The sequence below is a fragment of the Globicatella sanguinis genome (assembly GCF_002847845.2).
Lineage (GTDB): Bacteria > Bacillota > Bacilli > Lactobacillales > Aerococcaceae > Globicatella > Globicatella sanguinis.
On record NZ_CP126962.1, the window covers coordinates 966597 to 988350 of the forward strand.

Annotated in this window: 21 protein-coding genes; 10 read left to right on the forward strand and 11 right to left on the reverse strand. The window is 35.4% G+C overall.

Annotated elements, in window-relative coordinates:
- Positions 1-404: 404 nt before the first annotated feature.
- From xseB to folD, 3 genes are read right to left on the reverse strand one after another with little or no spacing between them, the layout of a single operon-like run.
- Positions 405-644: an exodeoxyribonuclease VII small subunit gene (gene xseB, locus CYJ72_RS04160; RefSeq protein ID WP_066124527.1), complete on the reverse strand. Its 240-nt coding sequence runs from the start codon at positions 642-644 to the stop codon at positions 405-407.
- Positions 645-1994 (reverse strand): exodeoxyribonuclease VII large subunit, encoded by a 1350-nt coding sequence (gene xseA / locus CYJ72_RS04165; RefSeq protein WP_101813422.1) that lies wholly within the window; start codon positions 1992-1994, stop codon positions 645-647.
- 15 nt (positions 1995-2009) lie between these two features.
- Entirely contained in the window at positions 2010-2879 is an 870-nt protein-coding gene (gene folD / locus CYJ72_RS04170) for a bifunctional methylenetetrahydrofolate dehydrogenase/methenyltetrahydrofolate cyclohydrolase FolD (protein WP_284630640.1), read from the reverse strand.
- A 154-nt stretch (positions 2880-3033) separates the two neighbouring features.
- Between folD and CYJ72_RS04175 the strand changes: the two genes are divergently transcribed.
- Positions 3034-3309: a hypothetical protein gene (locus tag CYJ72_RS04175; protein WP_066124534.1), complete on the forward strand. Its 276-nt coding sequence runs from the start codon at positions 3034-3036 to the stop codon at positions 3307-3309.
- Positions 3310-3431: 122 nt separating this feature from the next.
- Here CYJ72_RS04175 and pdxR read toward each other — a convergent pair whose 3' ends face one another.
- On the reverse strand, positions 3432-4820 hold the full coding sequence (gene pdxR / locus CYJ72_RS04180) for a MocR-like pyridoxine biosynthesis transcription factor PdxR (protein ID WP_284630643.1): 1389 nt from the start codon (positions 4818-4820) through the stop codon (positions 3432-3434).
- A 134-nt stretch (positions 4821-4954) separates the two neighbouring features.
- On the opposite strand from pdxR, the gene pdxS reads away from it, so the two are divergent.
- Entirely contained in the window at positions 4955-5812 is an 858-nt protein-coding gene (gene pdxS, locus CYJ72_RS04185) for a pyridoxal 5'-phosphate synthase lyase subunit PdxS (protein ID WP_066124539.1), read from the forward strand.
- Between the two features lie 876 nt (positions 5813-6688).
- On the opposite strand, the gene CYJ72_RS04190 is transcribed toward pdxS, so the two are convergent.
- Positions 6689-7492, reverse strand: coding sequence for an alpha/beta hydrolase (locus tag CYJ72_RS04190; RefSeq protein WP_066124541.1), 804 nt, complete (start codon positions 7490-7492; stop codon positions 6689-6691).
- 85 nt (positions 7493-7577) lie between these two features.
- Here CYJ72_RS04190 and CYJ72_RS04195 point away from each other — a divergent pair, with 85 nt between their 5' ends.
- Complete coding sequence (locus CYJ72_RS04195; RefSeq protein WP_284630645.1) at positions 7578-7934, forward strand: thioesterase family protein; 357 nt, start codon at positions 7578-7580, stop codon at positions 7932-7934.
- Positions 7935-8109: 175 nt separating this feature from the next.
- Here CYJ72_RS04195 and CYJ72_RS04200 read toward each other — a convergent pair whose 3' ends face one another.
- The 3 genes from CYJ72_RS04200 to CYJ72_RS04210 all read right to left on the reverse strand — a co-directional run bounded on the left by CYJ72_RS04200 (position 8110) and on the right by CYJ72_RS04210 (position 10642).
- A complete protein-coding gene (locus CYJ72_RS04200; protein ID WP_284630647.1) occupies positions 8110-8784 on the reverse strand; it encodes an amino acid ABC transporter ATP-binding protein in 675 nt (224 codons plus the stop codon).
- A 3-nt stretch (positions 8785-8787) separates the two neighbouring features.
- Positions 8788-9417, reverse strand: a complete 630-nt coding sequence (locus CYJ72_RS04205) for an amino acid ABC transporter permease (protein WP_071408773.1) — start codon at positions 9415-9417, stop codon at positions 8788-8790.
- Positions 9418-9853: 436 nt separating this feature from the next.
- Complete coding sequence (locus tag CYJ72_RS04210) at positions 9854-10642, reverse strand: amino acid ABC transporter substrate-binding protein (protein ID WP_284630650.1); 789 nt, start codon at positions 10640-10642, stop codon at positions 9854-9856.
- A gap of 419 nt (positions 10643-11061) precedes the next feature.
- Between CYJ72_RS04210 and serC the strand changes: the two genes are divergently transcribed.
- Genes serC through CYJ72_RS04225 form a run of 3 tightly spaced genes read left to right on the forward strand, consistent with a single transcriptional unit; the run spans position 11062 to position 14480 of the window.
- Positions 11062-12144 (forward strand): 3-phosphoserine/phosphohydroxythreonine transaminase, encoded by a 1083-nt coding sequence (gene serC, locus CYJ72_RS04215; RefSeq protein WP_284630652.1) that lies wholly within the window; start codon positions 11062-11064, stop codon positions 12142-12144.
- Positions 12107-13324, forward strand: coding sequence for a 3-phosphoglycerate dehydrogenase family protein (locus CYJ72_RS04220; protein WP_284630653.1), 1218 nt, complete (start codon positions 12107-12109; stop codon positions 13322-13324). Before serC ends, CYJ72_RS04220 begins: the two co-directional genes overlap by 38 nt.
- A complete protein-coding gene (locus tag CYJ72_RS04225; protein WP_284630654.1) occupies positions 13317-14480 on the forward strand; it encodes a DUF1015 domain-containing protein in 1164 nt (387 codons plus the stop codon). Before CYJ72_RS04220 ends, CYJ72_RS04225 begins: the two co-directional genes overlap by 8 nt.
- 93 nt (positions 14481-14573) lie before the next feature.
- Here CYJ72_RS04225 and CYJ72_RS04230 read toward each other — a convergent pair whose 3' ends face one another.
- From CYJ72_RS04230 to CYJ72_RS04240, 3 genes are all read right to left on the reverse strand, one after another.
- Entirely contained in the window at positions 14574-15500 is a 927-nt protein-coding gene (locus tag CYJ72_RS04230) for a 2-keto-3-deoxygluconate permease (RefSeq protein WP_284630656.1), read from the reverse strand.
- Positions 15501-15513: 13 nt separating this feature from the next.
- Positions 15514-16695: an amidohydrolase gene (locus tag CYJ72_RS04235; protein WP_284630658.1), complete on the reverse strand. Its 1182-nt coding sequence runs from the start codon at positions 16693-16695 to the stop codon at positions 15514-15516.
- Positions 16696-16789: 94 nt separating this feature from the next.
- Positions 16790-18688: a BglG family transcription antiterminator gene (locus tag CYJ72_RS04240; RefSeq protein WP_284630660.1), complete on the reverse strand. Its 1899-nt coding sequence runs from the start codon at positions 18686-18688 to the stop codon at positions 16790-16792.
- A 163-nt stretch (positions 18689-18851) separates the two neighbouring features.
- Here CYJ72_RS04240 and CYJ72_RS04245 point away from each other — a divergent pair, with 163 nt between their 5' ends.
- The 4 genes from CYJ72_RS04245 to CYJ72_RS04260 are packed head-to-tail and all read left to right on the forward strand — an operon-like array spanning position 18852 to position 21725.
- Positions 18852-20135: a PTS sugar transporter subunit IIC gene (locus CYJ72_RS04245; protein ID WP_284630662.1), complete on the forward strand. Its 1284-nt coding sequence runs from the start codon at positions 18852-18854 to the stop codon at positions 20133-20135.
- Between the two features lie 25 nt (positions 20136-20160).
- Positions 20161-21063 (forward strand): DUF7916 family protein, encoded by a 903-nt coding sequence (locus tag CYJ72_RS04250; protein ID WP_284630664.1) that lies wholly within the window; start codon positions 20161-20163, stop codon positions 21061-21063.
- A gap of 12 nt (positions 21064-21075) precedes the next feature.
- The gene (locus tag CYJ72_RS04255) at positions 21076-21393 is read left to right on the forward strand and encodes a PTS sugar transporter subunit IIB (protein ID WP_284630665.1); all 318 of its coding nucleotides are present in this window, start codon (positions 21076-21078) and stop codon (positions 21391-21393) included.
- Positions 21394-21413: 20 nt separating this feature from the next.
- Positions 21414-21725, forward strand: a complete 312-nt coding sequence (locus CYJ72_RS04260; protein ID WP_284630667.1) for a PTS sugar transporter subunit IIA — start codon at positions 21414-21416, stop codon at positions 21723-21725.
- Positions 21726-21754 lie beyond the last annotated feature (29 nt).

Consider the following 21754-nt stretch of genomic DNA (forward strand, 5'->3'; position numbering starts at 1 on the left):
ATTGATTGATTGAAATTTATAACTTAAGAAACCTAAAAAGCCCCTTTTTTGATACCATAATTATCAGCAAGGATTATCGAAAATCACTACTAATACATCATGCCTTGTTATTTAATGAGGTTCTTTAGAATAAGTTCGACTAATATGAATGAAATAATAAAGTAAGGGAGTGGGCAAGAAGTAAAAAAACGAATTACTTTCGCTTCGTCTGCCCACTCCGCGCACAGTTGGGCTTTAACTAGAAGTAGAAATACGAATCATTTTCGCTTCGTCTTGATCACTTCTCCAATGTATAAGGAAACTAACCCTATTTATAATTAATCTTTCCCCGGTCTTAGGCTATTGATTTATAAAAAAATAGCTAAGCAAAAAAACGATGTGCTTTTTGCCTAGCTTAAAGGAAATTATATTTCTTCTGCGTCTAAATTCACTTCACCTTGTGGTGTCATCATTTTAGCGACGGTTTGTTCTGCTTCAGTCAATGTTTTTTGACAATATTGACTCAATTCAATTCCTTCTTTAAAAGATGCCAAAGCTTCTTCTAAGGGTAATTCACCACGTTCTAATTGTTGCACAATTTGTTCTAATTGTGTTAATGCGGCTTCAAAATTTTCTGGTTGCTTTGCTGTTTTTTTAGTTGCCATTTATTTATCTCCTTTAATTTGTTCAATAGAATTGACAGTTGCATTAATCTTGCCATCCAATAGTCGTATTTCAACGTCATCTTGCTGCTCTAGGCTCGCGACTGATTTAACGACATTTCCATCTTTAGACACAACCGAATAGCCTCTAGCTAAAATATTTAAGGGACTATAGGCTTCAAGTTGGACGACTCCTTGCTTAAACTGATGTTCTTTTTTATTTAATAAGAGTTGCATCGAATAAGCCATGCGTTCAGTCATCCGCTCTACCAATTGACTTTGCTGATTAATTCGATAGGCTGGCGAAGCCGATCCTAATTTTTGACTCGCTAACTCTACTTGATGTCGTTGCTTTTGCAAATATTTTTGTTGATGTTGCCATAAAGCCGTTGTTAAATTATCCAGTTGTTGAGTGTAGGCTTGATATAACCGTTCTGGTTGGGTCAAAATATAAGATTGCTGGACATTTGATAAGCGTTTTTGCTTATGTTTAAATTGGGCATTAATGGCATAGATTAATCGTTCGGATTGACCATTTAAATAGGCTAAGATATCAGTCATAACGGGCACTGACATTTCAGCAGCTGCTGTTGGAGTTGGTGCTCTTAAATCAGCTACTAAATCAGCAATCGTCGTATCTGTTTCATGACCGATAGATGAAATGACCGGTATCGGACAATCTAATATGGCTTTTGCTACAACTTCTTCGTTAAACGGCCATAAATCTTCAATTGAGCCTCCACCACGCGCGAGAATCACTGTATCAAACTCACTGGCTAAGTTTTTGACTTTATCAAAGGCTGCCGCAATTTCACCGGCTGCTTCTTGTCCTTGTACCCTGGTTGGAAAGACCGTTACTTGAACAATCGGATAGCGCCGTTTGATCGTTGTTAAAATATCGCGAATGACCGCTCCGCTTGGACTCGTAATTACCGCAATTTTTTTAGGAAATTTTTCAATCGGTCGATTTAAAACATCAAATAAACCTTCTTTTCTAAATTTCTCTTTCAGCTGTTCTAGAGCTTGGTAAAGTGCTCCTACCCCATCAGGCTGCAAATTTTCAATGGTGATTTGATATTGGCCACTTTTTTCATATAAACCGACTCGCCCGACCGCAAGGACTTTCATTCCTTCTTCTAGTTTGAACGGAAGTTTATTAAAGGCATGTTTGAACATGACCGCATTAATTACAGCACCATCGTCCTTTAAACTAAAATATTGATGGGCATTCGGTCGCATCCTGAAATTCGATACTTCTCCCACAACAAAAACTCTTTGTAAGTGAGGATCAACATCAAACTTTCGTTTTAAATATTGAGTGAGGGCTTTGACCGTTAAATATTTTTCGTTCAAAAGAACACCTACTTTCTAAAGCGTTTGATAATCAATATCATGTTGACGACAAGCACACTCCAATGTTTGTTCCATTAACATCGCAACCGTCATCGGTCCCACACCACCTGGAACCGGCGTAATGGCACTGACCATGCCTTCAACTTCTTCAAATGCAACATCTCCCGCTAAACGGCCATCAGGTAAACGATTAATCCCAACGTCAATGACAACTGCACCTGATTCAATATGTTCCTTCGTTAAGAGTCCCGGTTTACCGGCCGCCACGACGATAATATCCGCTTGTTTAGTATGAGCTTTTAAATCTTTCGTTTTAGTATGACAGACAGTAACGGTAGCATTCTCATGTGTTAGAAGCATTTGTAATGGTAAACCAACGATTAAGCTGCGACCAATGATAACAACATTTTTTCCTGACAAAGTAATATCATGGGCTTTTAATAAATTCAAAATTCCTTTAGGCGTGCACGGAATCACTGTCGCTTGATTAGTAATTAATTTTCCTAAATTATAGGGATGGAAACCATCGACATCTTTGTCTGGGCTAATGCGCTCAATCATCTTACGTTCATCTAAATGTTGAGGTAAAGGTAATTGAACAATCATCCCATTCACTTTTGAGTCGGCATTTAATTCATCTATTTTAGCGATTAATTCGGTTTCTGGTACCGTCTCAGGGAATTTTACCCATTCAAAATCAAAGCCGATTTGATGAGCTTTCTTTTCCTTTTGGCCGACATAAACTTGGCTAGCTGGGTCTTCACCTACCGTTATTACTACCAATTTTGGCGTCACTTGATGATGATCTTTTAATTTCTGCGTTTTTTCTTGGAAGATAGTTAACAATTCTTTTGAACGTTTAGTTCCGCTTAGTAATATGGTCAAATAAAGCACCTCTTTTTTTATAATCATTAAGTCATATTATACACGATATAGGGTAATATTTCATTTTTCAATGTTGTCACTTTTAATGAAGCGCTTAATCTACTGCTTAGTTTGTGATATAATATACATACTAATAGTGAAAGGAAGTTTTTTTATGAAGCAGTCAATCATTTCAATCCTTAAATATGAAACATTTATCTCACCGGGTGCTTTTTTCCATTTGAAAACCGATTGGTTCCAAACCGATCAAGAAATCAAAACCATCATTATTGACCAAGATAATCTCTATTCGAAATTACTCTCAATTTATCCTAAAGATTTTGTGATGTATTTAGAACAAGATAAAAACGGTTCACTTTATCGCACCAATATGCCTTTAACACTATGTGAAGAAGAAGGTTATTATACGATTGAATGGCCGAACGATTAAATAACACTCATTATTTCATCGCCTATAAAATTACAATAAGATTACCTCTATTGTTTTGGTAACTGAGGAAAGTTACGTGCAACAAATTGGGTAATCTTATTGTAACTTATTTATCTTTTGCTTTATTTAAATATAGTAACTAAAGCTTGAATAGCTTGATCAATTTCATCAAGCTCTAGCCCACCATAACCTAAAATATAACTTTTATCGAACCGATTCTTTAATTGAGCATAGTGGTTGACCGGTTGTAAGCGAATCTTATTTGCAGCTAGCCTAGCTTGAATCACGTCAGTCGGTGGAATCTCGCCCTCAAAGGTAATAATAAAGAAAAGTCCAGCCCCTGCTTCCTTAATGGTTAGGGGGAGTTGGGTTTGGTGAAGCGCTGCTAGCACCGCTTTTTCCTTACGACGGTAATTAGTTCGCAGGCTATTAATATATTTAGGAAAATAAGCAGAATTGAGAAAATCAGTCATTAAATATTGCTCAAAGCTAGAAATATCATTGGTTTTTAATTTAGCTTGATGGAATTTTTTCATTAACTGATTGGGTAAAACTAAATATGACAGCTTAAAAATTGACCCCATACTTTGACGAAAAGCCCCTAATAATATGACTCGCCCTTGGTCGTCCAGACTGGTCAAAGCAGGAACAGGACGCCCCTTAAGGCGGAACTCATTATAGTAGTCATTTTCAATAATATAACGGTTTTCTGCCTGATAGGCCCATTTTAATAAACGCTGACGTCGACGCATCCCCATGATAATGCCAGTGGGAAACTGATGATTGGGAGTAGTAATCACGATGTTAGCGGAGGTAGTCTCCAAATCTTTAACCGAGAAACCATATTTATCAATCGGAATTCGAATAGTCTTTTGCTGATAATCTGTAAAGAGATCTAAATTTTTATAATAACCAGGATCTTCTAAGGCATAAATCCCATCTTCTAATAAGGCAAATAGAGCCTGTAAGCTAGCCGTATGCCCCCCTGTAATGATGATATTATCAGGTGAAGTCATCACTCCTCGGTATTTACGTAAATAATCAGCAATAGCCAAACGTAAAGAGAATGCACCCAAGTCATCTTTTAAATTACAATTAGCCACGCTTTTTGCTAGCGCTTCGGGTGCATACTGTAATAATTGTTTAGGATTTAAAGTAGCCATATCACGGTTGGCAAAGTGAAAATCATAAGTATATTGGCGCGCTTTACTTATGATAGAGTCCTCGTGTTTTAGTGGCGTTGTCTCAATTTCCTCAGAGGGCAACATATCAATTTCTAGTAAATCCACATAATAACCAGATCTTTCCTTCGGCACGATATAACCTTCATCTGTCAGTTGGTCATAAGCGTTAATGACCGTATTAAGACTGACTTTTAAATGCTCTGCCAAAGCTCGCCGTGAAGGAAGTTGGTCACCACTTTTTAAATGTCCTTGGGCAATTTGCCGGATAACTTCATCGACTATTTGTAAGTACAGGTGTTGGTCTTCGTTAAAGTTCACCGTAATCATGCTTTTCCTCCTTTCGTCTCATCCATTATACAACAAAAAACTATTTGGACCCATAAAAATATCCATTTTTGAATCTTAAGAAAGATTCAAAAAGGTGTTAAAGTAGAGACATTACTTATAAAGGAGCAATCAAGATGAAACAATCAATTGAAGAAGTACATAAACAATTAGCGGGTGGCGTCATCATGGACGTGGTAAATGTGGAACAAGCAAAAATTGCCGAAGCAGCAGGTGCCGTAGCGGTCATGGCTTTAGAAAGAGTACCTGCAGACATTCGAGCTGCTGGTGGTATTAGTCGGATGAGTGACCCTCGAATGATAAAAGAAATTCAAGCAGCAGTTTCGATACCAGTCATGGCGAAAGTAAGAATTGGTCACTTTGTCGAAGCTCAAATTTTAGAAAGTTTACAAATTGACTATATTGATGAGTCAGAAGTCTTATCAGTAGCTGATCATGTTTATCATATTAATAAACAACAATTTCAGACACCTTTCGTTTGTGGAGCTAGAGATTTAGGTGAAGCTTTACGCCGTATTCAAGAAGGGGCTAAAATGATTCGTACTAAAGGTGAAGCCGGAACAGGGGATGTCAGCCAAGCGGTTAGTCACTTAAGAAAAATCCATGAACAAATCCGTTATGTGGTGTCGTTACAAGATGATGAGCTCTTTAACCAAGCTAAGGAATTAGGCGTCTCTTATGATTTATTAAAGCAAGTCCATGATACGGGTAAATTACCTGTATTGAACTTTTCAGCTGGCGGGGTAGCAACACCTGCGGATGCGGCTTTAATGATGCAATTAGGTGCTGAAGGAGTTTTCGTTGGTTCCGGTATTTTCAAATCAGGTAATCCAGAAAAACGTGCCAAAGCCATAGTTGAAGCAGTAGCCAATTATAAAGATGCTGCCAAATTAGTCGAAGTCTCAACTGATTTAGGCGAAGCGATGGTAGGGATTAATGAAGACGAAATTAAAGTCATCATGTCTAACCGTTAACAATTAAAAACAAGTGTTTCAAAAGTCAGTAGTGATGTGCCCCCCGAAAGTTTGCGTTAAAAACTAACTTTATGGGGGGCATTTTATGGTTACAAATTTAAACTACATGTTATGGAAGAATATTTTGAAGGAATATGAAGTTATATAGCACTAGCGAATAGATATAGGATTTCTACTAAAAGTCTGATAGAGAAATGGATTAATAACGATAAGATTTATGGGCAAAATAGCTTATAACCTAAAGAAAGAAAAACTAATGATCGCTCATTTCACAATGTTTCATTTTCAAAATGCGTTCAGATATTTTCATCTGAAAAGTAATTGAACAATGTAAGCATTCCAAACGCACTATAACATCAAAATAGAGGCAAATTATCCAATTTTTTGTTTTCATAAATTTTCACGGTGTCTCAAAATGAGACACGAAAACGGCCCTTTTTGAGTGTTATTTTCATTTTCATAAAATTTAGAAAAATAATCCGCTAAACTTCATATATTCTTAATCATTAAGCAAAATATGTCTCAAAATGAGACACGAGCTTGTGAATGAAAATAATCTTAGCAAAACTCTCAGATGAAGTGGGTTTTTAAATTGATTTCACAAGCAATCATCATCATAAATCAAAAAAAGCATCCGAAATAAAATCGCATGCTAGTTGATTCTTTACTTGCTTTCTTAAGAGTGTCACTTGCTTCGTTAAGTCTAGTGGCTCAATAATTAAATTTACCACGCTATGGGTGGCTATAACCTTCACCTATTAAATGACTCATTATCAAACAGCTTTTGAAGTTTTATTGTATGGACTTAAAAATTGTGGTGGGGAAAGATTTTTCCGCCAATGAAAGGAAGCCTCCATATACAAAAATAAAATTTAACTAATTGGCAGACATAAAATCGATAAATTCACCAAAATGTTGGGCCCAATATTGTTCATGATGTTTTTCTCCAATCATAATCCGTAACCAAGTATTTGCAATCGGTACACCTTGAGCCAATAAAGTTGCATAGTAATTTAAAGAACAATCTACATATTGTTGATTCCGCCTTTGTTCTAATTCAGGGTCAGCTAAACCATCGGTCTCCTCTGTTCCTACTTGAAGATAGACTTTCGTATTTTTGGCTAAGGGGTGTCCCTTGATAAACTCTAAAAATGCTCCTTCATTAAACCATGAAGCTAAAGAAAAAACACCTATTTTTCCAAAGACAGTTGGATATTCAGCTGCCAGATAAGCAGTAATCAAACCACCCATTGAACTGCCCGCTAACCAGGTATGTTCTACCTCTACTAAAGTGCGATATTTTTGGTCAATAAAAGGCTTCACCACCTTCACAACCCATTCGCCATAATGGCTACCGTCGCCTCCTGCTGTTGTCATTTGACTGTGATGTGTTGGATCAAGCTGCCAAGGCGAATATTCATCCAGTCTTTTTTCAGGATGATTATCAATTCCGACAATGATCATTGGAGGGCGATGATGATGAGCGGTGTACGCTTCAATCACTCGCCAAGAATGACCAACGTATGATTCCTCGTCAATAAAGACATTTTGCCCATCATGTAAATACAGGACTCCGAAACGTTCGGTGACACTCGCTTGATATGCTTCTGGTAACCAGACACGTATGCGTCTGTTTTCTTGATAATAAGCTTGATATAAATAATGTTCTTGTAAATTCATGATCCACTTCCCTTTTCTATTATTTTTAGTATACAATGATTATAATGAAACTGCATACAAATTGATTAGATTGGAGAGAATAAAAATGACACTTGAAAGACATTATTCAGTACACGAGGAACATTCTGCTCATAATATGGGGTCAGGTGGCATGAATGTTTTAAGCACCCCCATGTTAGTAGCCTATTTAGAAAATACCAGTTATTTATATTGTCAACAATTATTATCTGAAGGCATAACCACTGTTGGTTCACAAATTAACGTTGACCACCTAGCCCCTACCCTGATTGGTGATGAGGTTAGAATCAAGATTACAACTGTCAAACAAACGAATCGTCGCTTTGAATTTGAATTGGAAGCTTTTGATTCAAAGAAGCAAATTGCTCGTGCAACGCATACACGTGTCATTGTAGATGAAACAAAATTTATGGAGCGGCTATAAGTTAGTCCCTTAGCCTATATAAGTAATGATAAATGGATAATCAATCACGTTAAAATGGTCATAAGCTAAATCATGATATTCACATGGTTATAAGGCTCTTCCAATAAAAAATTAAATAACTTAGGTGGGCAAACAAAGCAAAAATTATTTAATTTTCTACTGCTTGCCCACTCCCTTAATTCGATTGGATGAATTCTTGATTAGTAATAATTTGCGCGTTCTCTTGCACTAACTCTACGAGTGTCATATCATGAGTCACGATTAACACCATAACACCTTCTCGTCGCAGTTCTTCAATGAGTTTCGAAAATTCTAGAGTATTCGCTGGATCTAAAGCCGAAGTTGGTTCATCAAAACATAATAATTGCGGTCGCATCATCATCGCGCGAATAATCGCCACTCGTTGTTTTTGTCCTCCCGATAAAGTTGAGGGATAAACATCGCACTTATCCGCTAAACCAAAGCGCTCTAGCCAGCTAATCGCTGCTGCTGTTAACTTTTTTAAGGGTGCTAACTTATTCACTTTAGGTGCAAATAATAAGTTTTCTAAGACGGTCATTTGTGGAAACAATTGGTAATCTTGAAATACTAACCCTATCGCCCGTTGATAATTTTTTTGTTCGGCTTTACTAGGTTCACTATTTTCAGAAATTAAATCATAACCTGCTAACTCTATCGTGCCCTGATCCGCTGTTTCCAAAGCATTTAACATACGTAAAATCGTCGTTTTTCCACTCCCCGACTCGCCTACTAATAAAGTGAGGTCGCCTGGTTGCATCATTAAATTAAAATTTTGACAAATCAATTGGGTGCCAAAACTTTTACTTAGATTTTTTACAATTAATGTCATAGCTTACACCCCCATTTTCTTCTCGATTTGTTTCAAAATAACAGTCGTCACGCCGGTAAAGATTAAATAGATAATCCCCACATAAACATACGGTAATAAGGATGCTTGTTGATTGGACAAAGCTTTACCGACTTTTAATAATTCTTCTAAACCTAAAACATAGATTAAGGAAGTATCTTTAATTAAAGTGATAACCTCATTTCCTATTGATGGCATCACGATGCGCCATACTTGCGGTAAAATGATTTTACGCCAGCCAGCTAGTGGCGAAATCGAAAGAACTTTAATCGACTCAAATTGACCAATAGGCACTGTTTGAATGCCTCCACGAAAAATTTCAATAAAATAAGCAGTATAATTTAAGACTAGTGTTAAAACGGCTGATTCAAAACGATCCAATACCACACCTATTAAGGGAAGTCCAAAAAAGACAAACATCATTTGCAGTAATAAAGGTGTCCCTCTAAAAACATAAATATAGACTTGCATGAGTGCTTGTAACCACTTGGGTAAATAACGATTCAAAACCGCTAATAATAATCCTAAAGGTAAACTTAATACCAAAGTAATCACGAAAAATTGTAACGTCACACTAAAGCCTCGTCCTAGTGGCTCTAACCATTCTATCCCCATCTTAATTGCTCCTAGTCTTAAATTTTATCTACTATTAACCACCATTAAACGCTGTAGTCCAGCTAACCGTAGGAAAATTCTTCTTCCCCTACGCTTCTCATTGACTATCATTGAACGTTGCAGTCCAGCTAACCGCGTGAAAATTCTTCTTCCCCCGCGCTTCTCATTGATTATCACTGAACATTGCAGTCCAGCTAACCGCGGGAAAATTCTTCTTCCCCTGCGCTTCTCATTGACTATCATTGAACGTTGCAGTTCAGCTAAACTTACTAGAAATCATTCATTCGGCACCAACAAAACACCGAAATAATACTAGTTTTATCAACTAATCATTATCAAACCTATCTTGCCACTTTTACTAAGCTAATCGTAATGTTAAAGTTCGTGATTATAGTGATACCGTTTTGGATAATGATTCTTTGTTCAATGAACCTGATTATTCTTTAATCTCTGCAAACCATTTAGCTTTAATTTCATCAAATGTTCCCTCTTCGGTTACTGCTTTTAAAGCGGCATTAAATTCTTCTACAAATTCACTATCCGATTTTCTAAAACCAACGGCGTATTCTTCTTCACCGAAATTATCTTCTAAAATACGGTAGCTATCGGCATTGTCTTTTTGGCTTAAATAATAAGTAGCCAGTGTTTCGTCAACGACGATCGCATCTGCTCGGCCATTGTCTAAATCAGCGAAAACTTCTACAAAGGTCGCATAGGTAATCGGTGTTGCGCCATCGATGGTTTTGGTAAAGGCTTCATCTGCTAAAATTGCTTCTAAGGCGGAAGATTCTGCTTGAGTTGCGACCACTTTATCAGCTAAATCAGCTTTCGATTCAATATCATTATCCGCTTTAACAATAATGACTTGACGATTATCCATATAAGCATCAGAGAATGCGACTACTTTTTCACGTTCATCAGTAATTGTATAGCCATTCCAAATCATATCGATATTGCCGGTATTCAATTCGGTTTCTTTGGTACTCCAGTCAATCGGTTGAAATTCAAATTCCACATCCATTTTGTCAAAAACGGCGCTTGCTAAATCAACATCAAAACCAACGATATTGCCTTTTTCATCTTTGAAGCCAAAGGGCGCAAAGGTATCATCAAAACCGACAACTACTTTATCTTCTTTATTAATCATGGGTTCTGCCGCCTTTACAACGGGAGATGCAACCATTAAACCCAAAATCGCCACTAACATTTTTTTGATCTTTTTCATAATATATGCTCCTTTTTTTAAAATTGATTGCGACAGTCGACTATCCTAAAAAATACGCCCTCTACCCGAATATGGGTAAAGGACGTCTTAACGTGGTTCCACCTTTATTTATAATAAGCTCACACTTATTACCTCAATGAGAATACTTCTCACGCTATAATGTTGCGACCATACATTTTATTACTGGCTGTGTCTTCATTCGTTCATCTATTTGCTCGCACCAACCGCAAACTCTCTTGAAAATATCCCGAATCTCTTCGTCCAAAAATGTTTTTATTAATTAATATGAGTTTATAATAAATTAAACATTCTACTTTGTCAACTATTTTAATCTGTTTCTCATTTAAATAATAATTTCCATTGAATTAACTGCTAGTTTACGTTATGATTATACAAAACATTATAAAGGAGTCGTCAAGATGAGAAAAACATTTAACTTTTCTGCTGGACCAGCGATGTTACCCGAAGAGGTATTGCAACAAGCGTCCCAAGAATTATTAGATTATCGAGGCAGTGGCCAATCGGTAATGGAGATGAGTCATCGCTCCTCCGTTTATAATGATATTTTTCAAGAAACAAAAACTAACTTAAAAAAATTAGTCAATATTCCCGATAATTATGAAATTATTTTTACACCTGGAGGAGCCAGTGCATTGTTTGGCATGATTGCTCAAAATTTAATGCCCAAAAAATCAGCCGACTATATCGTAACTGGCAATTTTTCAAAGAAAGCTGCCCAAGAAGCGAGAAAATTTGGTTATGTCAATATCGTGGCTAGTTCTGAAGATAAAAATTTCACTTACATACCAGATGTTTCAAAAATTCAATTCAATGAAACAGCTGATTATGTCCACATTTGTGAAAACAATACCATTTTCGGTACTAAATTTAAACAATTACCTAACACTAACGGCATTCCATTAATTGCTGATATGTCTTCTTGTTATTTATCAGAACCGATTGATGTCACTCAATACGGCATGATATACGGTGGCGTACAAAAGAATATTGGACCTGCTGGCGTTGGATTATCCATTATTAATAAAGATATCATTCCAATTGAAATCAATGACAATGTACCGACCATGAACCGGTTCGATACTTATATTGACAATGATTCAATGTATAATACGCCACCAACTTATACGATTTATATGTGCGGACTCGTTTTTAAATGGTTGTTAGATCAAGGTGGTTTAAGCGCAATTCAACAGAAAAATATTAAAAAGGCACAATTATTATATGATTATATTGACCAGAGTGCATTATTTAGTAATCCGGTTAATAAGAACGATCGTTCATTAATGAATGTTCCGTTTGTGACTGGTGATCCACAGCTGGATAAAAAATTTATTAAAGAAGCGAGCGACCATCATTTAGTAAATCTAGCCGGTCACCGTTTAGTGGGTGGAATGCGCGCTAGTATTTATAATGCGATGCCTTTTTCAGGTGTTCAAGCATTAGTTGATTTTATGGAAAAATTTGAAAGAGAGAACCGATAATATGTTTGATTATTATTTATTTAATCCCATTGGACAAAAAGGTCTAAACTTATTCGAAGAAAAATATCAAGAAACCAATAACTTAAGTGAAGCAAAAGTAGCACTGATTCGTAGTGCTAATATTCATGATTTAGACTTTCCTGAAAAATTAGTGGCCATTGCGAGAGCCGGTGCTGGGGTCAATAATATCCCTTTAGATGAATGTACTAAAAAAGGGATCGTCGTCTTTAATACGCCCGGAGCGAATGCGAATAGTGTGAAAGAATTAGTACTCGGAGGCATGATCATCGCCTCTCGTAATGTGTTGTCAAGTGTTGATTGGGTTAACGCCTCAAAAGATGACGCCGATATTGCCAAACTTGCTGAACAAGCCAAAAAAGCTTTTAATGGTAATGAATTAGCCGGCAAAACACTTGGCGTCATCGGTTTAGGTTCTATCGGGGTTTTAGTAGCAAATGCTGCCTTAGCCTTAGGAATGAGAGTCTTAGGCTACGACCCCTTTCTTTCAGTAAAATCCGCTTGGAACCTTTCACACGAAGTTGAACACATTTCGAATATTGAGGATATTTATATTCAATCGGACTATATTACCTTGCATCTACCTTTAGTCGATGCCACAGAAAAAATGATTGATGAAAGAGTGGTACAATTATTTAAAAAAGGTGTCGTCTTATTAAATTATGCCCGCGATACCTTAATTGATGAAGAAGCCTTACGTCCTGCCTTAGAATCAGGGCATATTGCGAAATACGTCACTGATTTTCCTAATCCGACTTCTGCTAGTTTACCTAACACCATCATTACACCACATATTGGGGCTACGACGACCGAATCGGAAGATAATTGTGCGAAAATGGCCGTTAGCCAATTAAGACAGTACGTTGAACATGGTAATATCGTTAATTCAGTAAATTTTCCTAATTGCTCAATTGGTCCCATTGGCGCTTATACGCGTTTATGTATTCTCCATGAAAATAAGCCCAATATGATTGGTCGTTTAACGACCTGGCTAGGCAATCGTGACATTAATATTGTGAATTTTATGAATCAAAGTAAAGATGGCTATGCCTATTCGATAATGGATATCGATGGCAATTCGATTGAACATTTTAAAGAAGACTTAGCCAATGGCGATGGTATTTGTCGCATTCGTATTATCAAAGGAGGAGCACATGGTTAATATTTCACCCTTAAGTTTACATTTAGCACAACCTGAATTTGCTCAGCAATTAGCTTCCCTACCCTATGATGTCTTTAATGAACAAGAAGCACGTGCCTATGTCCAACAGCATCCTTTAGCCTTTATCGGTATTGATCGACCGGAAACCTTCTTTGCTGAAGGGACTTCGCCTTATGATGCGAAAGTGTATCAAAAAGCTCATGATGAATTACAACAACGTGAATTGACGTATTATCCACTGCAACCTGCACAATATTATTTATACCAATTAAAAACCAATACGCACGAACAAACCGGTATCATCGCAGGCTTCACGGCTGAAGATTATCAACATCATTTAATCAAAAAACACGAGTTAACACGTAAAGAAAAAGAAGACGATCGCGTACGCCATATCGAAAAACTAGGCGCCCAAACCGGTCCCATCTTTTTAGTTCATAAACGCCATCCCGGATTGAAAGCCGTCGTGGAAGAAATTCAAAAAACCACCCAGCCAATCATCGAGTTTAAAAGTGAAGAAGACGTCTATCAATCCATCGCCATCGTTCCACATGAATTTGAAGAGGCAATTAGCCAATATTTTGCTGAGATGCCTGCCATCTATATCGCCGACGGACATCATCGAACAGCCGCTGCCGTGAGAGCCAGTGCAACAGTCGGCAATGGCAAAGTCATGAGCGTCATTTTCCCTGAGGAAGAAATGGCAATTCTGCCTTATCACCGTGTCATTAGTGATCTATCACCTTACAATCCAGAAGCACTCTTTGAAAAGTTGAACCAAGAATTTGATATAGAAGCTGTTGAGGCGCCGTTCCAACCGACTGAAAAAGGTACGGTTGGTTTATGGTTAAATCAACAATGGTATCGACTAAGATTAAAAACACATGACCCACAAGCTTTAGACGCTACTTTATTGAGCCAACAAATTTTAGAGCCTATTCTTAACATTCAAGATATTAGGACTGATGAACGGATTGATTTTGTCGGTGGGAATCGTGCATTGCAAGAGTTAGAACAATACCCGCTTGCCTTTGCAATGCACCCCACTTCTATTCAAGAACTGTTTACTGTCGCTGACGAAGCAGGTATTATGCCCCCAAAAAGTACTTGGTTTGAACCTAAATTATATAGTGGCCTCTTTTACTTTAGAGGTTAAAGATTTCCTCAACAAGACGTAAAAAGGACACCGCCTGACAATGATTCAGACGGTGACTTTTTTTCTAAGAAAAATTGGGATTCCATTATTAATTTAGGTTGTTCGCTTATCTAACCAATTAATTAACATCGGTGAAATAATAGCCGTCCCAATCACGCCTAATGTCACCACAGCTGCCGCTTCCCCACTATAAGGAATCAATTCAGGATTATTTTCAATCATCATCAAAGGCACACTCGCTGATAATCCCGCCATTGTTGAAATGGCGATACTCGAAATTCCTTTGCGCTTCAATACGGTTCTTTCAACTACCATCACTGGCAATACCGCTAACAGATAATATAAAACTACCATCAAGATACCTGGCAGTCCAGCTTTAGTGGCATCCAGCAAATTAATTTTAGCACCAACAGACCACCCTAATAAAATAATAATCAAGCCCATGCCACTCGTTAAGAAAGCCCCTAACTCTTTATCTAAATTACCAATGACGATGCCGATAATCAAAGGTATGACAATCGAAACCAACGACATATAATCTAATGGAGTTGGACTGATTAAACCATAAATAAACATCGGAACAATTGGCGTTGAGACAGCAGCTAAAAGTCCAAAGGCATTTTGATCGACTTCATCACCATAATCTTGAGACAAAGCTAAGAAAAGTGATGGATTCATCGACGTAATGGCCACAATAAAGGCAATCGCACTTAAACCTAAGACACCATCAAGACCAAATAATTTAACAAACAAAACACCGGCGATTGTATTAAACAGAAGCCTCGAACTTAAAATAATGCCGTATCGTTTAAACACTTGGACAATGGAGGATAAATTCAAACTACAGCCTGATAACATCACAATGCTACCTAAAATAAAGTTTAAACCTTGACCTGAGAATAACGCTTCAGTTGGTCCCCCGATTAAAAATAATTTAGGAAAGAAAGTCCCAATTATGGATGAAATCAGCATTGGAATCAACAAAGTGCCGCCAGGAAATTTCTTCATTAACTTTAACATATGGTACCTCTTACTATTCTAAACCAAAATAATTTAAAGCAGCGGCTCCCATTGCTTTGGCTGCAATTAACATCGAACCTTCTTCGATATCAAATTTAGGATGATGATGTGGGTAAGCCTCGCCTTTAGGACTCGCTCCAATATAAAAGAAACAACTTGGTCGCTCGATTGAATAATAAGCAAAGTCTTCTGATGGGTTTTGTTGACCACCATCTAAGATTTCATTGACCTCTTGAATCTCAGCATTTTGAATCGCTGCTACAACTTGTTGAGTCAACTGCGGATTATTCATCAAGACTGGATAATCATTTTGATAATCAAGCTCAATATCACAATGATACACTTTCGCTAGTCCATCACATAAGCGTTGGATTTCATGTTCAATAAGTTGACGATTCTCATCAGACATACAGCGCACATCGCCTTCAAGCGTCACTGAATCTTTAATAATATTAAATTGACCTTTCCCATCAAAAGAACCAATTGATATGGATGCCGCATCGAAAGGATTAATACGACGAGAAACAATCGATTGTGATGTCACGACTAATTGACTAGCAATTAAAATCGCATCATTCGCTTCATGTGGTGAGGAACCATGGCCACCTGTTCCTTGAACTTTAATAATAAATTTTGCGCGTGCTTGTTGTGTAGGGCCTTCATGATAATAAATATTACCAAACTGCATTTTACTCATCACATGACAACCTAATACATTATCCACACCTTCTAAAATTCCGTCCTTAATCATTTGAATCGCGCCACCCGGAGGCATTTCTTCTGCGGGTTGATGAATAATAATAATTTTTCCGGTCAGTTCCGATTTCATTTCAATTAATGCATCTGCCAAACTTAACATATAAGCAGTATGGGCATCATGACCGCAAGCATGCATCACCCCAGGATTTTTGGAAGCAAATGGTAAACCAGTCGCTTCTTCAATCGGCAAAGCGTCAAAATCCGCTCTTAACGCTAATGTCTTGCCCGGTTTACCTGAGTCAATCGTTACCTTAATCCCATAACCACCAATATTACGCTCAACTTGACAATCTTTCCCTTCATAGAACTTCGCAATATACTCGCTAGTTTCTTTCTCTTCAAAAGATAATTCTGGATGTTCATGTAACCAACGACGGTCTTGAATCATCTGTGCTTCTTTTTCTTCTAATAATGTAAATAATTTATCTTTTAACATAATATAACACCTCTCATATAAGATACAATAATCTTAACACAAACAAAATTATAGTACTATTGAAAAAATTGAATGCAAATTTGTGAAATCAATATTAAAATATATTCATATTATTGCTTTTTATTATCGAAATAAATTCAGAATAATTTTCAGAATTAATTACATTCTCTAATACTTGTGGTTTTTCTAAAATAGTAAATATGAAATCATAAAATTCTCGGACTAATTTTATCTCTTGTTCATTTATTGCTATTAAAAACACAATATTAACAAATGAATTTCCCCATTCTATTCCTTTTCTAGATATTAGCACATTGATACAACTTATTTTAGCATCGAAAGTTACTGAGTGAGGAATTGCATAGCGACCAAATGCTGTTGAGGCCATTAATTCTCTTTGAAAAACATTGTTCACAAAATTTTTAGAAACAATATTTTTTTCATATAATTCGTTACATAAGTTATTCAGTATTTCTTGTTGAGAATGTTCTCTTTCAATAATTTTGAAAAAGTCTTTTTTAAAAAAATGATCAATCAAGTAATTAAGTTTTTTATCCGAATAATTTAAAGATACATTATTTATAGAGTTTTCAACAATAATAAGATCTCTATCTGAAATCAAAGGTGAGATTTGAATAAATGGAATTTCTAATTTTTCATTTTCTAACGAAATTGTAGAACAAATTAAATCAATGTCTTTTCTAAAAATCAAATCTTGAGGTGACATTTCAAAAAAATCTACCTGTTTGTTAAAATATGATTCTAATTTCGTAATCAAATAACTATTTATTGAGATATAATTTGGACTATACACACCAATTTTTATTTTTTCTGTCTTTTTAAATAATTGTTCAATTGCGACTCCTAAATGAATAGCTATAAACGCTATTTCATCTTCATTAATTTCTACGTTCATCTCTTTCATAAAATCAAGTCCTATGAATATAGCGATATCAAATACCAATGGATTATTCTTTTTCACAATTTCAGTTAAAGGATTATGTTGTAATATATTATTGGATGCTCTCCAATATAAAGATTCTAAATGAAATGCAAACGGCATTAAAAAGGACTCTTCTACTAAATCTATATAGTACCTCTCATAAATATTCTTAATATATTTTTTTACTAAAAAAACATATTTACTATCTATCTGATGAATACTCTTACCTTCGAGTTCATAATAGTTTAGTAATCGATTAAGCTCAGATACCTCAATTAAACTCAGTTTAACATTATATTCTTTTTCTATTTCAATTAAAAACTCATTATTAACATTCGAATTTATAGGGGTAGATTCAATTCGTTCATCTTTAAGGGTATTGCCGTTCTTAACTCGATTAATTAAAATTGCAATATGTATTAAAATATTAAACTCTATAAAATCATTGATTCTTCCATTCGTTTTTTTGAACAATTTATTTATTAAATCTTTAAGAACAAATAGATTAATTTCAGGAAAGAAATCCTGAAAGGTTTCCAAATCAAGAAAACTATTTTTAGATGATTGATTAATCACTTTCATAAAAATCCTTCTAATATCTTTTTCCTTCCCAATAATGTGAATGTAGTCTTCTCTTCTTTCGAATTTAACTTTATGATTTAAATGTAGATAATTTAGTTCTTCTATTACTTTGTATAGGGTAGAATTACTGACATACATTTGTTCACAGATTTCTTCAACATCAATCTTTTTACCACCACTTTTTATAAATTGTTGAATTATAAATACAGCTCTCTCATAATTATTTTGTGGAATTAAGTCAAAACTATGTTCTTCCATTTGAAAATATTTTATTAATAATTGTTGATCAATTTGATATCCATTTCTAGATGACACAATTAATTTATAACCTAAATATTCATTAATCTCTTTTACATAATATTTTACGGTTCTTATTGAAATATCGAGCTCCTTAGAAAGAATTTCACTGGTTACATTTTGTCTCTTTGTTCTTAGAAAATTAATTAATTTAATATGACCTTCCTTCAAAAAAATCTCTCCTAATATTTTGTATTTATTTGCACCTTTAAGTGCAAAAACAAATTCGAAAACGCTTATAATATATTATATTATAATGATAACAAATAAAAATTCAAAGGAGGATAGCTTTAAATCTCAGTGGTAAATAAATTTCAAGAAATGAGGGAAAAAAATGAATCAAAAAGAAAATTGGTTAGAAAATAAATTGCTACCTATCGCAGCAAAATTAAGTACAAATATTTATTTAACTGCATTAAGAGATGGTGTTACTTTAGCGATGCCACTTATTATTACAGGTTCATTATTGATGATTATCGCTAGCTTCCCAATCCCAGCATTTACATCCTTTCTAGAATCAACAGGAGTAATCTCCTATTTATGGAAAGGTGTAGATTGCAGTTTTGGTTTGATGGGATTAATTGCAAGTTTTGGTGTTGCTAATAGTATTGCAAACGCTAAAAATACAGATGGTATTTCTGCTGGTGTGATTTCTTTATCTTCCTTTTTAACCTTAACACCATTTCATATTAGTGATTCTGGAAATGGTTTACCCGTGGTTTATATGGGAAGTCGAGGTTTATTCGTTGCAATAGTAGTTGGTTTAATTAGCGCTTCTGTGTATTCTTGGTTTGTACATAAAAATATTGTTATCAAGATGCCTGATTCTGTTCCACCTGCTGTCTCTAGAAGTTTTAGTGCTCTAATTCCTGGCTGTGTTATTATTGTCAGTTCACTTATTATATATACAATTTTAGATTTATTAAAACTGCCAAATATTCATGATATTGTTATTTCAATTTTAGGTGGACCATTAGGCTTATTAGGTTCAAATTTATTTGGAACGATTATTGTAGTTGCATTAAATAGTCTTTTCTGGTTTGTCGGTGTACATGGAGGTCATACAGTAGGTTCTGTTATGAATCCTATTTATTTAATGAATACTGATGCAAATCGATTAGCCTTTCAAGCTGGCGAAGAACTGCCTAATATTATCACAAGTCCGTTTATGGATAATTTTGTTTGGATGGGTGGCGGTGGTGCCACAATAGGGCTAGTTATTTGCATTGCAATAGTAGCCAAAAGAAAACATGCCAGTAAAATGACCAAAACTTTAGCACCGTTAACTTTAACACCAGGAATATTTAATATTAATGAACCCGCGTTATTTGGAGTTCCTATTGTAATGAATTTAAGTTTACTAGTACCATTTACAATAGCACCAATGGCTAATGCAATTGTTTCCTACCTCGCTATGGCATCAGGTCTTGTGGCTAAAACTAATGGTGCTGCAATCCCTTGGACAACACCACCAGTTATTGGAGGTTTCCTTGCTACAGGTGATTGGAAAGCTAGTGTACTTCAAATATTATTAATTATTATGGATATTTTTATCTATTATGGATTCTATTTGGCTGTTGAACGCCAAAATAAAGCATTGGAAACTTCAGATAAATAATTTTAAAGAAAGAAGGTAAAGTATAATGGTTAGAAGATTAATTTCTGCAAATTCTTCAGAGATTTTAAGTTATACAGCTGAGGAATTAAAACAAAGTATCAAAGCTAGTGACGGAAGAACCATTCTTTCGGAAAATGTTTGTGTCAGAGATTCATTTGTAGGTGACATCACAAGTTCTGAAATCGCTGCTGCATACGGTGCTGATTTGCTTTTATTAAATGGAATTGATCTATTTAATCCTTATGTAGCTGGTCTAGATAAGGAAGATAAAAATAATTTTGTTGAAAAGTTACATGAGCTAACTGGTAGACCAATAGGTGCAAACTTAGAACCTATTGACTTAAATGTAAATATGAACGAAGAAAGACTATTAATTTCTGAAGGAAGACAAGCAACTATAAATACCTTTAAAAAAGCTAAGGAGTTAAAACTAGATTTTATTTGTATTACTGGAAATCCTGGTGTTGGTGTTTCTAACAAGGGTATTGCCGAAGCAATTAAATTAGCAAAAACACATTTCAATGGTTTAGTAATTGGAGGTAAAATGCATAGTGCTGGAGCTGATGAACCTGTAATTAATACTGAAATTGTTAAAGATTTAATTGATGCTGGTGTTGATATCTTAATGATTCCAGCAGTTGGAACTGTTCCTGGTGTAAGAGATGAAATGGTTTATGAAGCTGTTGATTATGCACATAAAAATAATGTTCTTGTAATGAGTGCTATCGGAACAAGTCAAGAAGGTTCAGATATTTCTACTATTCGTCAGATTGCATTTAAAGCAAAAGCTGCTGGTGTTGATATTCAACACATTGGGGATGCTGGATTTGGAGGTTTAGCTCCTGTTCAGAATATTTATGAAACTAGCATTGTAGTAAGAGGTATTAGACATACTGCTTCTAGGATAAGCCGCTCTATTAATCGTTAGGAGATGATTAAATTGGAAAAGAAAATTTTGTTAGTCTGTAATGCTGGAATGTCAACAAGTATGTTGGTAAAAAAAATGCAAGCATCTGCGGAAAATAAAGATTTAAGCATACATATTCAAGCCTTATCTGACCCTGAAGCTCGAAAAAATATTCCTACATACAACCCAAATATCATAATGTTAGGTCCACAAATCAGATATTTAAAAGACGATTATATTAGCAAATATCCGAACATTCCTATTGAGGTCATTAATATGCAAAACTATGGAACAATGAACGGAGAAAAAGTATTAAATCTTGCCCTAGAAATTATCGGTGGTGAAAATTGAATTCAAATCTAGAGACGATTATGCAATTAATTGTTTATGGTGGTGACGCAAAAAGTAGCGCTATTGAGGCTGTTAACTTCGCCAAAAAGTTTGATTTTGAAAAAGCTAATTCTAAATTGGAAGATGCTAATAAATCGATGTTAAAAGCACATCAAACACAAACTCAACTTTTACAAAAAGAAGCCCAAGGTGAGACTTTGCAACTAAGTTTATTAATGGTACATGGGCAAGATCATTTAATGAATGCAATCACTTATATTGATATGGCAAAAGAAATCGTCAATTTATATGAATTTATACACAATAGCACATTCTCCATGAGGAACAAATAGTAGTTTTAAAAAAGGACTTGAAAATATTT

Excerpts from the sequence above, each read along its gene's own strand:
- CYJ72_RS04260 (WP_284630667.1), top strand. The coding sequence starts at position 21,414 with ATGCAATTAATTGTTTATGGTGGTGACGCAAAAAGTAGCGCTATTGAG.
- CYJ72_RS04190 (WP_066124541.1), bottom strand. The coding sequence starts at position 7,492 with ATGAATTTACAAGAACATTATTTATATCAAGCTTATTATCAAGAAAAC.
- CYJ72_RS04210 (WP_284630650.1), bottom strand. The coding sequence starts at position 10,642 with ATGAAAAAGATCAAAAAAATGTTAGTGGCGATTTTGGGTTTAATGGTT.
- CYJ72_RS04205 (WP_071408773.1), bottom strand. The coding sequence starts at position 9,417 with ATGGGGATAGAATGGTTAGAGCCACTAGGACGAGGCTTTAGTGTGACG.
- CYJ72_RS04250 (WP_284630664.1), top strand. The coding sequence starts at position 20,161 with ATGGTTAGAAGATTAATTTCTGCAAATTCTTCAGAGATTTTAAGTTAT.
- CYJ72_RS04175 (WP_066124534.1), top strand. The coding sequence starts at position 3,034 with ATGAAGCAGTCAATCATTTCAATCCTTAAATATGAAACATTTATCTCA.
- CYJ72_RS04200 (WP_284630647.1), bottom strand. The coding sequence starts at position 8,784 with ATGACATTAATTGTAAAAAATCTAAGTAAAAGTTTTGGCACCCAATTG.
- serC (WP_284630652.1), top strand. The coding sequence starts at position 11,062 with ATGAGAAAAACATTTAACTTTTCTGCTGGACCAGCGATGTTACCCGAA.
- pdxR (WP_284630643.1), bottom strand. The coding sequence starts at position 4,820 with ATGATTACGGTGAACTTTAACGAAGACCAACACCTGTACTTACAAATA.
- pdxS (WP_066124539.1), top strand. The coding sequence starts at position 4,955 with ATGAAACAATCAATTGAAGAAGTACATAAACAATTAGCGGGTGGCGTC.
- CYJ72_RS04225 (WP_284630654.1), top strand. The coding sequence starts at position 13,317 with ATGGTTAATATTTCACCCTTAAGTTTACATTTAGCACAACCTGAATTT.
- CYJ72_RS04230 (WP_284630656.1), bottom strand. The coding sequence starts at position 15,500 with ATGTTAAAGTTAATGAAGAAATTTCCTGGCGGCACTTTGTTGATTCCA.
- CYJ72_RS04195 (WP_284630645.1), top strand. The coding sequence starts at position 7,578 with ATGACACTTGAAAGACATTATTCAGTACACGAGGAACATTCTGCTCAT.
- CYJ72_RS04235 (WP_284630658.1), bottom strand. The coding sequence starts at position 16,695 with ATGTTAAAAGATAAATTATTTACATTATTAGAAGAAAAAGAAGCACAG.
- CYJ72_RS04245 (WP_284630662.1), top strand. The coding sequence starts at position 18,852 with ATGAATCAAAAAGAAAATTGGTTAGAAAATAAATTGCTACCTATCGCA.
- xseB (WP_066124527.1), bottom strand. The coding sequence starts at position 644 with ATGGCAACTAAAAAAACAGCAAAGCAACCAGAAAATTTTGAAGCCGCA.